Source organism: Nostoc sp. DSM 114159 (genome assembly GCF_053470285.1).
The window spans coordinates 3,403,530-3,417,502 of record NZ_JBPFEH010000001.1; the positions used below are offsets into that span (position 1 = coordinate 3,403,530).

Sequence of the window (13,973 nt, forward strand, 5' to 3'; positions counted from 1 at the left end):
GCAACAGCACAACGCACTGTCTAAACTAGAGGGTAATTTGAGTAAAAGAGTTTCTGAGATCCCTGAAATCAGCTATAGCAAAAAAGATATGCGTAAGGTTGAGCAAGTAATTAAGCAAGCTGATAAAGAGTTATGGATACCCTACATAAAAGAACTTCAAGAAATTAACACACGAATTGTTGAGAAACAGCAAAAATTATCTTAGTAGGCAGGGAAGTGAGGGGTGGAAGGGTGAGGGAGTGGAGAATGGGCTATTGGCTCAGGGGTAGATATTCAATTCGATCCTGGTATTCATCCTCAAACGAAGCTTCCACAATGAGAATTAACTCTTCAACAGTTTGTCCGATGCTTTGGTTTGCATCGATGGTGAATATTCCAGGTATATGGCGACCTGAAGCTAAATGGTCAGCCAAATGTCCGGGCATAGACTTACGGTTGTTTGTCACCAAAATAAATTCATTGGTTTCGCACCAAATCAAAATCTCTGGATCTGGAGTGCCTTTGGATGGCACATCTAAATCGCCAATGATTCGCACGATCAATTCAGGGTTGCGCCGCACAAGTTGGGAGCGATATGTAGGATTCAGATGTTCATCCAACAGATACCGGATTGCCATTAGCTTTCCTGTAAATGCTTTGGAGCGTTTTCTTCCTGCATCCGCCGAAACCTCATCCTGGCAGGAGAAGGATTGCGCTGTTGTTCTTCGCGCATGGTTCGAGAAAATTCTAACCAATTTACCAGATACGCATCAACCTCTGAACGATGATGCAAGTAATACAAAATCGTGGCATAAACCTGTTCCAGCGTCACCGTATGAAATTGTCCGGCAATTTCTTCTGGTGTTTTGCAGCGATAGATATACTCGTAAAGAATGCTCTCAATCCCAATGCGGGTTCCTTTGAGTCGAATGTCATCTGGTGCAAGGGTGTTGAAATACTCTTCCAGTTTCATAAAGCAAGACCCCACGAATGAACATTCCACTTCAATCATAAAAGAACGAACGCTCAAACAGTGTGTAACTAATTAGTTAAGTGTTCAGAAACTCCCCAAAACTGCTAGCGTCAAACAAAGTAAAATATCGCTGTGGACTTTCGAGCTTGAAAACGCGTTCTAATTACTGGCAACTACTGCCTTATATCCAGCTCCAGTGGCAAACCATCACCAAGGGACTTATTGGGATCTTGGGATACGTACTAGCGACTTTAGTGTTGATTAATCTTGCCGGGAAATTGGCAACTCCCTTTGCCCAAGGTAATGTAGTAGCGATCGCTCAAATAACTGGCAGTTGTGCTTTAGTATTTCTTGTTAGAGGCTTGTTTCAGTCTATACAAGATATGTACATGGCGAAAGCTGCTTTGCAAGTTGCTTTTCATCTCCGTCAGCAAGTCTACGCCCATCTGCAAAAGCTAAATCTCAGCTATTTTGAAACCGCAAAAGCAGGTGATTTATCTTACCGTCTCACCGAAGATGTTGACCGCGTTGGCGAAGTGGTAAATAAAGTATTTCACGACTTTATCCCCTGTATTTTGCAGTTGCTAGCAATTCCGATTTACATGATTTATCTGAATTGGCAACTGACATTAGCAACAGTGATAGTTGCACCACTCATGGGTATTTTAGTTGGCTGGTTTGGCGAACGGTTACGTAAGTATTCCTTAAAAAGTCAAAATCGCGTATCGGGTTTATCAGCGATCATCGCGGAAGTTTTCAACGGGATTCGTTTGGTACAAGCTTTTGCTGCTGAAAATTACGAAATTGCTCGTTTTGGCCATGAAGCAGAACGCAGTCTCAAAGCCAAATACTCAGCCGAACGCCTGAAAGCGATTCAGATTCCGATCGTGGGATTTTTGGAAGCCTTAAGTGCGTTATCGTTACTGATTGTGGGAGCTTGGCAAATTTCCCAAGGTAACTTAACAGTGGCGAATTTTTTCAGTTACCTGGCGGCGGCGGCGCTGTTAATCGATCCCATTGGTCATACTACTAACAACTACAACGAATTTAAGCAGGGTGAAGCATCTGTTGACCGTGTTTTTGAATTGATGGCAATTCAGCCGACGACGATCGAAAAGATCGATGCGATCGCTCTCCCCCCAGTCAAAGGCAAAGTAGAATATCGTCATATTTCCTTTGCTTATAAACCGGGTGAACCTGTATTAAAAGATATCAGTTTATTGGTATCGCCAGGTGAAGCGATCGCACTTGTGGGTGCTTCTGGTGCTGGTAAAACTACATTTGTGAATCTTCTCCCGCGTTTTTACGATCCCGAAGTTGGTCAAATCTTTATTGACGATGTTGATATTCGAGATGTGAAATTGCATAGTTTGCGGCGACAAATTGGGATTGTTCCTCAAGAAACCATCATGTTTTCGGGGACGATTGCTCAAAATATCGCCTTTGGACAATATATTTTTGACATAAAAGCAGTTAAAGAGGCAGCAAAAATTGCTAATGCCCATGAATTTATTAGCCAACTACCAGAAGGTTATAAGACTTGGGTAGGCGAACGTGGGGTAAACTTATCAGGTGGACAAAGACAAAGAATTGCGATCGCTCGTGCTGTTCTGCTCAATCCTCAAATCTTGATTCTTGATGAGGCGACATCAGCCTTAGATTCCGAGTCAGAAGCACTGGTACAGGAAGCGCTGGAAAGATTGATGGAAAAACGGACAGTATTTATTATTGCTCACCGTTTATCGACAGTTAGAAGGTGCGATCGGATTTTAGTTCTCGAACAAGGACAAATTGTCGAATCGGGAACCCATGAAGAATTATTAGCCCTAGAGCGTCGCTATGCGCGGTTTTATGCTCAACAGTTTAGTTAGATGCAGGGAAGTTTGAGGTTTTGAGACAACCGAATTAGTTTTTGAGTTCACAAATTCGGTTTATGAGCTAGAAGAATGAGTATCTATACTCGATGAAATTTGGGGTTCCAAAAGAATGAAATTGCTAATTTGGCAAAGTTAGAGGCGGAGATTCAGCAGGGGATGGAGAAATTAGAGGCATTGTTAAAATAATTCGTAATTGATAATTCGTAATTCCTAGTTAAAGACCGTTTGGAACGGGGATTTAGACCTCGATCCAAACAAATTCACGTATAGAAGAAGGAGAATTAAACCCAAAAATTACGAATTACATAGCTTGCTTCTCGCTTTTGGCGAGTATTACGAATTAGTAATTAGTTAAAATAATCAATACAAGCTAACTATGGGAGAAAAAGCAATGACAGTTGCAGCCACTAAAAAGATGACTTTGGAAGAATTTCTTCAGTTTGACGATGGAACGGATAATTTATATGAATTGGAGAATGGAAAATTAATTCAAATGCCATTAGAAAGCGAGCTAAATCGCCGGATAGCTACGTTTTTATTAATCTATTTTTCTAAATTAGGTATTCCTTATTACCGTTTGAGTATGAAAACAGAAGTTTCTGTGAATAGCCGGCAGGTGGGGGTGCGTGTTCCTGATTTGGTGGTGTTTTCTGAGGAGTTGGCGACTGTAATGCAAGGGGCTACACGATCGCTAATTTTGATGGATATGCCACCACCGTTATTGGTGGTTGAAGTGGTGAGTCCAAATCAGGAAAATCGGGATTATCGTTACAAGCGTTCTGAGTATGCAGCGCGGGGAATTGTTGAGTATTGGATTGTCGATCCGATTGCCCAAAAGGTGACGGTTTTGGAGTGGGTGGAGGGTTTTTATGATGAGCAGGTGTATGTGGGAGATAATGCGATCGTTTCCCCTCTATTTGCCGATCTCAAGTTGACTGTTGCTGAAGTTTTGCAAGGATGAAATGTGATGAAAACTATTAATGAAATTCGACAAATTTTATCACTACCAAAGCAATCTCTCTATGAAATTTATCAAATTACAGAAATCGGTATCTTTAGTTCTTATGCTAGAGAGAGCAGACAGAAGTAAGTGATTGATATAGATATTCTGGTTGATTATGAAATAGCATCTACTTTTATTATGTTGGTGGAACTTAGGGATTATTTAAGTCAGCTTTTTGGGTTGAAGGTAGATATTATCACTAAGAACGGTCTTAAACCTCAAATTCGCGATCGCGTTTTGGCTAAGACAATTTATATATGAAGGTTCCAAAAGAACGAAATATATGCGGACAGCAATATTGTATGGTCTTCAATACCCAATACTGTCGTACCAAATATTTCCATCTTCCATAATGGTATTACTGAAAATAGCCTCACGAATGTTATAGAAGCCCTCAACCGAACGCAAATCGGCATTGGTGAAGTTAGCACCACGAAAACTAGAGTCCTCCAGAATAGCGCCCCTGAGAATAGCATGGCTGAAATTAGCACCATTAAAAATACATTGGTTCATTTCAACCCCGCTCAGGTTAGCCCTGACAAAAGAAGTATCATAGAAACTAGCTTCAGCCCCCTCAGCCCCAGTCAAATCAGCACCATTAAGGATAGCCCCAGTCAAATCAATTTGATGCATGTTGCTTCCCCTGAGATTAGCCCCACTGAGATTGGTATTAGTCAAATCAGCTCCTTCCAAAAAGGCTCCTTTCAAGTTGATCCCACTCAGGTCAGCCCCACTCAGATCGACCGCTATCATGAACAAACCAGTTCTGCTGCAATTAACACTCCAAGCGAAGTTTCTTTCTCCCGCTTCATATCTATCCAACATTTCTTCAATATCCATAAGGGACTTCCAAGAAATAAATTATCCATCTTGTGAAGTGGGCATCTTGCCCGCCCTAATTATGCAAATTAAAGGTGGAACAGCTAACCACTAACCAAGCACAAAAAGTCATAATATAGCGGTTCTCAATTGCATGGAATACAGACCTAACCCCCAGCCCCTTCCCTACAAGGGAAGGGGAGTAAGTTTCAAAGCCTCTCTCCTCTTAGGAGAGAGGAATGGAAGTGAGGTCAGAGTGTATTGCATACAAACGAGAAGTACTATATTAAAAAGAAAGTAGCTGTAAATTGACTACTTCCTAGACTGAATTGCCTTGATTAAATCATAAAAAGGTTGCCAATTATCTTCCTGAGTAATTGCTTCCCAAACCGACTCAATTACAGGTCTTAATAATGCCGTTTTGGGATTATTAACAGCTAGAGTTTGGGCTATTATATCAAGGCGATCGCTATCAAAATCATTCAATATTTTATGGTATGCTATGCACCAATCATCAAAAATTGCTGATGCGCCCGGTGCTGGTACAATATCTGAACTATTCATTACAAAACCTGGTTCATCTCGCCATTTAGATGAAAAAGTACGAGCCATTTCATAGAAAAATTGGTGATAACCAACTTGACTTGTTTTCAAGAATTCAATCGTGAGATTTAAGAGTTCTTCAGCTTGGGGATTTTGCAACTCCACAAAACCCAACTTTTTCAACATCAAAGAATTGTATTCAGCTTGATAATATTCATCAAACCTAGCTAAACTATTCTCCATATCACCTTTATCAATAATTGCCTTTAAAGGTTCCTGGAGCATTTCTAAATTCAGCTTGCAAATAATTGGTTGATTACTGTAACAGTAGCGTCCATAATAATCAAAATATGCAGCGATAAAGTATGGGTCATAAGTAGGGATAAATGCATAAGGGCCATAATCAAAACTTTCTCCCGTAATCGACATATTGTCAGTATTCAGGACTGCATGACAAAAGCCAGCCGCCATCCACTGCGCTACTAGTTGTGCAACCCGTTTAACTAATTCGGCGTAAAACAGGATATATTTATCTTCTTCAGCATTTAAGTGTCGATAATACTGCTCAATTACGTGGTCTAATAACTTCTGAGTTAAATCTGGACGCTGAAAATAGTGCAGTCGCTCAAAAGTGCCAAATCGAATATGAGAACTGCTCATCCTAACCATCACAGATGAACGGGTAGGCGAAGGTTCATCGCCCCGCCAGAGTGGTAAACCTGTTTCAATCATGCTCAGACAGCGCGAAGTACGTACACCCAAGTAGTGCAGCGCTTCCGCAGCCAGAACTTCCCGCACCCCACCTTTGAGCGTGAGCATACCATCACCACCACGGGAGTAGGGCGTTCTCCCAGAACCTTTAGTGCCAAAATCGTATAATTCGCCATCATTGGCGCGGACTTGCCCGTAGAGAAAGCCTCTACCATCACCCAACTGTCCGTTATATTCACCAAATTGATAGCCGTGATAACGCAGTGCCAACAAGGGTTTACGCCCCTGAAATTGGCCAAAGGCTATGATGAAATCTTCGTCTTTGACTGCTTGGGGGTCTAGACCGAAACGGGGTAATAGTTCATCGTTACGCCAACGCAGGAGGTGTTGAGGAAATTCTGCCGCTGCAACCTCATCGTAGTAGTCGCCTCCTAGAGATTCTAAGGCGGTTTCGTAGTTGAGGGTGAGAAAAGGATTGCTAGAATTCTTGTCGTTTGGAGTTTCAGCCAGAGTCATTACGAGCAAAGCTAATTCATTCTTTCTTTAATACTACCTCTGGCTTCAGCATCATCAGCATAGACGCAAAAAGCGATCCAGATCAAAATGGGGAGCGCTTCAGCAGGCAGAAGTAAGCCACCTTGAAAAACGTGGAATTGAAGCAAGAACGCTGACTAATTTGTAGTTGTATCAAACTGCCTAATAAAATCATCAGCGATAAATTTCAGTTTTGTATATTTTATTACTAGCAAACTTTACATTAAACCATGCTTTATCTACCTGAAATTATTCACTAGATAGAAGAAGAAGTTTAGTAATAAAAAGTATTCTCTTAAAAACAAAACTAAATAATTTTTTTTCTAAATGCCAATTAATTTCTTTACGCCAGTAGAAGAAAGAGAAAAAATCTTTTGTTCAGAACTGGTTCAGTGCGGTGTGTTATATGAAAAAGCGGTTACTGCCGCTAAAATTTTAGCTTCTGGTCAGCCAGATGAGGTTTTGTCGTCTGAAGAGAGAAAAGTGGTCAAAGATGCCTGTGAAAAGTGGTTTGTACAGAATAAGCCCCCTCAATGTTGAAGCTTATACACCTGTATTGGGTTAGGCAACTCAGAATAATTATAACGCTGAAGCTGGCGTAAGTTCGTAGACGCGTGTCAATCGCTCACGAGTAAATTTTTACCTCTGCCATGAGATATGTTGATTCAAAAATTATAGCCTTTTTTTTAACTTAAACTAAATAATGAGCAAAATGAGCAAAAAAAATATTTGATACATCAATCATAAATTTTAAAACATCCTCTAAAATAAATAAAGTTTTGGATATTAAAAAAAATCAGACTGGCTTAACCGAAGTTTGGATAAAATCCGCCAGTCTTGCAAAATTTAAACTTAATGAAATAAAACTGATTTTTTATTTTTTAATTGGTTGTGATGTTGGTGAAGCAATTTCTCCTGGTTTTGATGTTGTTTGTGATACCTGTGAAGCTAGAATTTTTTTCACTTGCAGGTTATAAGCTTGCAAAATTGATTGAACCTGTTTCTGTTGATCTGGATTCAGATCCAAAGATTTTAACACTATTCTGATTCTCTGACGGGATTGCAGTGCTGCTTTAAATTTAGTATCTTGGGACGGGTTTAATAGAGCCTCAATATCCTTGTCTCTTTGCTGGCGAGCCGCTTGGATTTGTAGACGCTGTTGATTTGTGAGTTTGATTGGCTGGTGTGATGCAGCACTAGTCTGAGTTTTTAAGGCTGGTGTAGTGGCGGAATTTGGGCCTGGTGCTGCCAAGACAACTCCGTTTAAGATGGTAGCAAAAGCGAAGATAGTAGAAAAGACAGATAAGCGCTTTATAGAATTAATGAGCATTTTAAAAAACTCCTCAACTGTTTAAGAAAATTGGACACATTGGCTAAAGCTAACTTTAGTAACTAAGCTTGTTAGCGAACAAGTATTACTATTGCATTTGCCTGTGGAGTTGTTGTGTATTTATGATGAATTTACTATGAATTTGTAAATGTTACAACTGATATATTAAACTCATTCTCATATAGATATGATAAGATTGCGAATAGCTGTAAGATAGGGATTACTCAAAAATTACAAATTAGTATTTGAGTGCAATTTAAAAAATACTTGCTTCTATATATTGACTAAACAAGGTTGGTAATTATGAATTATAAATTAACTGATTTAAAAGCAGCTTCAATAGATAATTGAAATAAATAATATTGGCAATAATTCTCAGATTTTTAAATTTTAGGTTCTTTCCAATAAGGATTTGTAAGACTTGTCAAAATATGATCTTCCCATTGCCCATTAATTAACAAATAGTCTCTAGCGTATCCTTCAACGACAAAACCGAGTCTTTTGAGTACATTACCACTGCGCCGATTGTGAGGCATATAGTTAGCCATAACTCGGTGAAAATTTAACTCTTCAAATAGATATTGAGTTGCAGATTTTAAACCTTCTGTCATATATCCTTTTCCTTGTTTATTTTCAGCAAGACTATATCCCACATAGCAAAAATGAGCGGCTCCTCGGACAAAATTGCTAAAGTTGATCGTTCCAATAACTACGGTAGGATTTCTTTTGGTAAAAACAAATAGTTTTAACGATTGCCCATTGATAAATTCTAGAAAACTATTCTCTATCTGATATTGCCAATATTCTTCAGTGAAAAAACCATCAGCCCAAAGAGGGTAAAATGGAGTGAGATAAGTTTTGTTATCAATGAAGTATTTGAGAATTTGGGGTATATCTTCATGGATCGCTGCTCGTAATAATAGGCGATCGCTTGCAATTATTGGCAGTTCTGATATCATAAATTACTTAATCGGCGGGATCTCTTCTCAAAATATTCTCTAAATGTTATAAATTCTCTCACAATCTGCGGTTTAGCAGCAGTTAAATTAGCTGTCTTATTATCAGCACTTACGCAAGTGTCATAGTTTTTTCATAAAGTTTGTTAATAGTCAGGGGTCAATTAACTGATTTTATATAGACTTTGAACTCTTGACCAGCATGACAAAAGATATATGTATGCCCAATGCCCTTTGCAAAAGATGGGGTGAGTATTTTTGCTCTTAATCTGCCATTCAACCAAAATCTTGATAAGCTGATGTCTAATATCTAGAGCGGAAAGATTGAGAGCCAATGGGTGATAAAGCACATTCCAGGGTACAACTTCGATAAAATAGCTTTGCCCAAAGGCTGTACCGCAGCAGATTTAAGCAAAAGACAGCTCAAGACTTAACCCAGTTTACAAGAAGGATAGTGATGTGGTGGGAATACGCTACGATTGGCAGGAATTAGAGATTCGGGCGATATACAATACGCCTTTGCTAGAGCTGATTTATCAAGCTGCTAGCGTGCATCGCCAATATCATGACCCAACAAAAATACAAGTTTGCAAGCTCATATCTATCAAAACGGGAGGTTGTCCAGAAGATTGTAGCTACTGCGCTCAATCTTCCCGCTATAAAACAGAGGTAAAGGCGCAAGCACTTCTAGAAAAGGAAACGGTAGTTAACATCGCCCAAAAAGCTAAAGAAACTGGTGTTAGTCGCATTTGTATGGGTGCAGCTTGGCGCGAAGTCCGGGATAACTCACAATTTGAAGAAGTCCTGGAAATGGTCAAGGATGTGACTGCAATGGGTTTAGAAGTGTGCTGCACTCTGGGTATGTTGACGGCAAATCAAGCCAGAAAATTAGAAGAAGCAGGACTTTATGCCTACAACCATAACTTAGATACCTCGCAGGAATATTACAGCACAATTATTACCACAAGAACATATAGCGATCGCTTGAACACAATCGAGAATGTCCGTCAGACAAATGTTACTGTCTGTTCTGGCGGTATCCTGGGCTTGGGCGAAACAGTCGATGACCGGGTTGGGATGTTACAAACTCTGGCAAACTTACATCCTCATCCAGAGTCTGTGCCAATTAATATTCTTTCCCAAGTACCGGGCACACCCTTAGAAAATCAGCCTGATGTTCCCATTTGGGATATTGTGCGGATGATTGCTACAGCCAGAATTTTAATGCCAGCTTCCGATGTGCGTCTTAGTGCCGGTAGGGCGAGACTTTCTCAAGTTGAGCAAGCTTTCTGCTTTATGGCAGGGGCCAATTCTATCTTTTCTAGCGACGACAACAAGATGTTGACGGTGACAACTCCCTGTCCAGATTACGATACTGACCGAGAAATGCTGAATTTACTTGGTTTGGGAATGCGTCCGCCTTCTCAAAGACAGGAGAAAGTAGCAAGTTCGGCTGTTGTAGGGTAAATATCTAATTGTGGGATAACCGAAAGGCCATCCCACAATAAATAATTGGATATTTTTTACTTGAATTCCCTAAGCAGGTGTCAATAAAATCAGCTGCTGTTGCAAAAGGCTTCTTACCTTATCCAATCCCAGTTCTACATTTGTCAGTATCTCTGCAACTGTGGCATTAGCATCACATCTTTGCATAAACTCAAATTCTGCTACAGATAAATTCACAATTTGATAATCGTAATTAAAGAAACATTGACTGGGAAATCCCTCAATACAAGGATTCAGTTCGGGAATCGCTGCTAGTAGAGCGTTATCATCTGACCAGTCGGCTTTGATTAAAGGAGGACGACCGAGGAAAAACTCGTAATGAGTTACTTCTGGGTCTAATAATTCTATCAGGCGAAAAAGCTGGCGATCGCTCAGTTCTTTTGCCCGTTCTACTAACTCTGGTGCTTTGCCTAAAAGTCTCTCCAAATCCCAAAAGCTCGGATTCGAGAAACCAATAAATTCCAATCCCGAAGCATCTATTAATTCAAACAGCGTTTCAATGTTGTAGTCAATTTCTTGAGGATGAACGTACATATCAGCAAAGTATTCATCCTTGTTGTTTTCTAGCGACCAACGTTGTTTATCGTATTTGACAATTCGGTTATTTTCTGGTAGGGAAGCAAATATTTGTCGCCCGACTTGGACACCATCGCGGTAGTCGCCTTTTTTGTCACCTTGAAGAAGTGCGATCGCTTTTTGCATGAGTTGGATTTCCCAACGTCCCAACTCCCCGTACACAAAAATGTGCATTAAGCCGCCTGGGGCTAACTTCTTCGCCAAAGCTTGAATCCCACGAATGGGATCGGGGGTATGATGCAAAACGCCAACACAGTTAATTAAATCAAACTCACCTGTTAACTGTTCTACATCAAACAAGCTGAGGTGATGAAATTCAACGCGGTTAGCCCCAGAACGCTGACAACGTTCTTTGGCTACAGCTAAAGCACCAGTACTGAGGTCAATTCCCACAACAGAAGCTTGAGGATTGAGGTGAACTAAGTACTCTGTACCCACACCAGTACCGCAACCTGCATCTAAAATCCGAATATCTTGCTTTTGGGGCTTTTGACCGGTGCAGAAGTTATGAGCCGCTAGCCAATTCCAGCGCCAGTTATAGCCTGGAGGTGGTTCATCCAACAGGGCTTCTGGCGGAAAGGGGTAGGTATTGTAGAGTTTGGCAACAGCAGCACTAACAGTTTGGGAATCGGACATGATGAGGAATAACGCAGCATTTCTGAGTTTAACGGATAGTGGCTGATTAGGGCAAAGATTACTATTGCTTATTTCCTGCTACTTATCCAATAGCAAAGTCAGTAAATTGGCGTTTATAAGGAGCATGAAATCCTAATACAATATCTTCTTTAGGTACTCCAGCAGCAATTAATTCATTAGCGATACCGATTTCTGTACCATCTCTTTGTATCCAAATTTTTTTGTCTTTGATATCAACATGAACGATCACTCCATAAATTCTCCGTTGTTCTTTCCAGCCAATATTTAAGACTTGATAATGATGGCGTTCCGCGTCAAACAACAATTGAACCTCTGTCCCATTAGCCACATCATTAGCTGAATGGTTATTTAAAATATCTTGAATGATTTGAGAGTAATTTTTTCCTTCCATAAAACAATGTCCTGACTTAAGGAATTAAATATTAAAAGTTTAATTTGATATTCTTTTAAAGAATCTTGAATAAATTGACGTGAGAAAAAGTCTTGGTATGTATCTTGGCTAATAGCTAGATATAAAATACGTTCTGGTTCTTCTTTTTTTAATGCTAGCCGATAATTCAAGGTTTGACCTAAAGCGAGATGAAATTCCGTTACTTCAGATGCACCTATAAAGGATTTAATTTCTACGGCTATTTTTTGACCTTGTTTTTGTGCTGCTAATAGTCTTTCTGCTCCTAAATCCACAAAAAATTCAATGTCATCAACCTTCAGATGCAGTGGATCGTGGGTAATCATCCAACCATCTTTTTCTAAAGCAGTGCGGACAGATTGATGGAATATATCTTTAGAAGGCATAGGTATCGTAAAATCTGGTAACAGCAGCGCTAATAGTTTGGGAGTCTGACATTTCAGAAGCAATATTGCAGCAATTCTGAGTTTAGCGAATACGGAACACTTCAGGTATACAGATAATTGCGTAGGCGCAGCCCGTCATAGACATCGCCATCACCCTATATATTTTAGTTAGGGAAGTTGTTTCAGTAAAAACACTACTGTTTAAGTATTTATTATCTAATAAACTTAATTGTAATTTTGTATAAAAATTTACTTATTTAGGAGCATTAAATGGCTGTAGGAATGCCAGAATTCGTTGAAAATCCAGAAAATCGTTGCCCTGTAATTCTGTTACTCGATACTTCTAGCTCGATGTCAGGTCAGCCTATCCAAGAGTTAAATCGAGGACTTGCTGCTTTCAAAGCAGATGTACTCAAAGATTCACAAGCATCGCTGAGTGTGGAAGTGGCTATGATTACATTTGGTCCTATAGTTAAACTCACGCAAGACTTTGTAACGATTGACCAATTTACACCGCCTATATTGGAAGTAGGTGGTTTAACCCCAATGGGTGCGGCGATTGAGTATGCTTTAGATTTTCTAGAAAACCGCAAACAGACTTATAAAGACAACGGTATTCTCTATTATCGCCCTTGGGTGTTTTTGATTACAGATGGAGAGCCAAACGACTCCTGGCAGCCAGCCGCGCAAAGGTTGAGAGAAGCAGAAGCACAAAGCCGACTGTCATTTTTTGCGGTTGGTGTACAGGGTGCTGATATGAATATTCTCAAACAAATTTCCCCACCTGAACGTCCACCAGTTACGCTAAACGGCTTAGATTTTCGTGAGATGTTTGTCTGGCTTTCTGCTTCAATGAAACGGGTTTCTAGTGGCAAAGTGGGGCAAGCTGTAGCTTTGCCGGCTATGGGGTGGGGTCAAATTACCAGTTAGAGGAAATTTTGTGAATTGGAAAGCTGTTGCACGTTACGAGATTGGAACGAGTCATCAAAAACAGGGGATAGGTTGTCAAGATTATGGGGATTATCGCATCTTGAATGATGTGATTGTAGGCGCTGTTGCTGATGGCGCTGGTAGTGCTAAACATTCTGATGTTGGTTCTCGCTTGACAGTAGAAACGGTACTCAAATGCTTTTCTGAAATTAATGAATTTCCTCAGAAGCAAGATTCTCAACCACTATGCAAAGAAGAAGCTCAGAAAGTGTTTGCTGAGATTGTGAACAAAGTTATTACAGAATTACAGAAGCAAGCAGATGAAGAGGATTATTCTGTCAATGATTTAGCTTGTACGTTGTTGGTTTTCGTGGCAACTCCTGACTGGGTTGCAGCTATGCAAATCGGGGATGGATTTATTGTAATGCGTTCCCAAGAGTCAGAATATCAACTGTTGTTTCAGCCAGATAAAGGTGAGTTTGCTAATGAAACAACTTTTATCACCTCAACAAATGCACTAAAAGAAATGCAGGTAGAGGTTATCTCCGAAAAACAAGAGTTTATTTGTGCTTCCACTGATGGACTAGAAAAAGTTGCAATTCGCTTGAGTGACTGGCAACCCTTCTCGCCTTTCTTTAAACCTTTAGAGGAATACTTGCACGAACCTGTTAATCCAGAGGATGAAGATAAATATCTGATAGAATTCCTCAACTCTGAACGGCTAAATTCTCGCACTGACGATGATAAAACCTTACTTTTGTGCTTGTTTGATAGAGAGTAAAAT

General features: G+C 40.0%; 16 protein-coding genes. 7 read left to right on the forward strand and 9 right to left on the reverse strand.

What is annotated here, in order from left to right:
• Positions 1-251: 251 nt before the first annotated feature.
• Positions 252-617 (reverse strand): DUF5615 family PIN-like protein, encoded by a 366-nt coding sequence (locus ACR5KR_RS13975; RefSeq protein WP_448266940.1) that lies wholly within the window; start codon positions 615-617, stop codon positions 252-254.
• Positions 617-952, reverse strand: coding sequence for a DUF433 domain-containing protein (locus ACR5KR_RS13980; protein WP_448266941.1), 336 nt, complete (start codon positions 950-952; stop codon positions 617-619). Before ACR5KR_RS13980 ends, ACR5KR_RS13975 begins: the two co-directional genes overlap by 1 nt.
• Before the next feature lie 146 nt (positions 953-1,098).
• Between ACR5KR_RS13980 and ACR5KR_RS13985 the strand changes: the two genes are divergently transcribed.
• The 3 genes from ACR5KR_RS13985 to ACR5KR_RS13995 all read left to right on the forward strand — a co-directional run bounded on the left by ACR5KR_RS13985 (position 1,099) and on the right by ACR5KR_RS13995 (position 4,093).
• Entirely contained in the window at positions 1,099-2,823 is a 1,725-nt protein-coding gene (locus ACR5KR_RS13985) for an ABC transporter ATP-binding protein (RefSeq protein WP_448266942.1), read from the forward strand.
• A 397-nt stretch (positions 2,824-3,220) separates the two neighbouring features.
• On the forward strand, positions 3,221-3,790 hold the full coding sequence (locus tag ACR5KR_RS13990; RefSeq protein ID WP_448266943.1) for a Uma2 family endonuclease: 570 nt from the start codon (positions 3,221-3,223) through the stop codon (positions 3,788-3,790).
• A gap of 129 nt (positions 3,791-3,919) precedes the next feature.
• Complete coding sequence (locus tag ACR5KR_RS13995) at positions 3,920-4,093, forward strand: nucleotidyltransferase family protein (RefSeq protein ID WP_448266944.1); 174 nt, start codon at positions 3,920-3,922, stop codon at positions 4,091-4,093.
• Between the two features lie 48 nt (positions 4,094-4,141).
• Here the strand turns inward: ACR5KR_RS13995 and ACR5KR_RS14000 are convergent, their stop codons facing one another.
• Positions 4,142-4,672 (reverse strand): pentapeptide repeat-containing protein, encoded by a 531-nt coding sequence (locus ACR5KR_RS14000; RefSeq protein ID WP_445631847.1) that lies wholly within the window; start codon positions 4,670-4,672, stop codon positions 4,142-4,144.
• A gap of 291 nt (positions 4,673-4,963) precedes the next feature.
• Complete coding sequence (locus ACR5KR_RS14005; protein WP_448266945.1) at positions 4,964-6,421, reverse strand: protein adenylyltransferase SelO; 1,458 nt, start codon at positions 6,419-6,421, stop codon at positions 4,964-4,966.
• Between the two features lie 345 nt (positions 6,422-6,766).
• Between ACR5KR_RS14005 and ACR5KR_RS14010 the strand changes: the two genes are divergently transcribed.
• Positions 6,767-6,979: a hypothetical protein gene (locus ACR5KR_RS14010; protein ID WP_448266946.1), complete on the forward strand. Its 213-nt coding sequence runs from the start codon at positions 6,767-6,769 to the stop codon at positions 6,977-6,979.
• 334 nt (positions 6,980-7,313) lie between these two features.
• On the opposite strand, the gene ACR5KR_RS14015 is transcribed toward ACR5KR_RS14010, so the two are convergent.
• Together ACR5KR_RS14015 and ACR5KR_RS14020 are read right to left on the reverse strand one after the other, a co-directional pair.
• Positions 7,314-7,769 (reverse strand): hypothetical protein, encoded by a 456-nt coding sequence (locus ACR5KR_RS14015; RefSeq protein ID WP_448266947.1) that lies wholly within the window; start codon positions 7,767-7,769, stop codon positions 7,314-7,316.
• Positions 7,770-8,152: 383 nt separating this feature from the next.
• Entirely contained in the window at positions 8,153-8,728 is a 576-nt protein-coding gene (locus ACR5KR_RS14020) for a GNAT family N-acetyltransferase (RefSeq protein WP_445631843.1), read from the reverse strand.
• A gap of 456 nt (positions 8,729-9,184) precedes the next feature.
• Between ACR5KR_RS14020 and bioB the strand changes: the two genes are divergently transcribed.
• On the forward strand, positions 9,185-10,192 hold the full coding sequence (bioB, locus tag ACR5KR_RS14025) for a biotin synthase BioB (RefSeq protein ID WP_099100553.1): 1,008 nt from the start codon (positions 9,185-9,187) through the stop codon (positions 10,190-10,192).
• A gap of 69 nt (positions 10,193-10,261) precedes the next feature.
• Here bioB and ACR5KR_RS14030 read toward each other — a convergent pair whose 3' ends face one another.
• The 3 genes from ACR5KR_RS14030 to ACR5KR_RS14040 all read right to left on the reverse strand — a co-directional run bounded on the left by ACR5KR_RS14030 (position 10,262) and on the right by ACR5KR_RS14040 (position 12,259).
• Positions 10,262-11,443 (reverse strand): class I SAM-dependent methyltransferase, encoded by a 1,182-nt coding sequence (locus ACR5KR_RS14030; protein WP_448266948.1) that lies wholly within the window; start codon positions 11,441-11,443, stop codon positions 10,262-10,264.
• 82 nt (positions 11,444-11,525) lie between these two features.
• Complete coding sequence (locus ACR5KR_RS14035) at positions 11,526-11,855, reverse strand: element excision factor XisI family protein (RefSeq protein WP_448266949.1); 330 nt, start codon at positions 11,853-11,855, stop codon at positions 11,526-11,528.
• Positions 11,813-12,259, reverse strand: a complete 447-nt coding sequence (locus ACR5KR_RS14040) for a XisH family protein (protein WP_448266950.1) — start codon at positions 12,257-12,259, stop codon at positions 11,813-11,815. The genes ACR5KR_RS14035 and ACR5KR_RS14040 overlap by 43 nt, the downstream gene beginning before the upstream one ends.
• Before the next feature lie 270 nt (positions 12,260-12,529).
• Here ACR5KR_RS14040 and ACR5KR_RS14045 point away from each other — a divergent pair, with 270 nt between their 5' ends.
• Both ACR5KR_RS14045 and ACR5KR_RS14050 read left to right on the forward strand, forming a co-directional pair.
• Positions 12,530-13,189, forward strand: coding sequence for a vWA domain-containing protein (locus ACR5KR_RS14045; protein ID WP_448266951.1), 660 nt, complete (start codon positions 12,530-12,532; stop codon positions 13,187-13,189).
• A 10-nt stretch (positions 13,190-13,199) separates the two neighbouring features.
• A complete protein-coding gene (locus tag ACR5KR_RS14050) occupies positions 13,200-13,970 on the forward strand; it encodes a PP2C family serine/threonine-protein phosphatase (RefSeq protein WP_448266952.1) in 771 nt (256 codons plus the stop codon).
• Positions 13,971-13,973 lie beyond the last annotated feature (3 nt).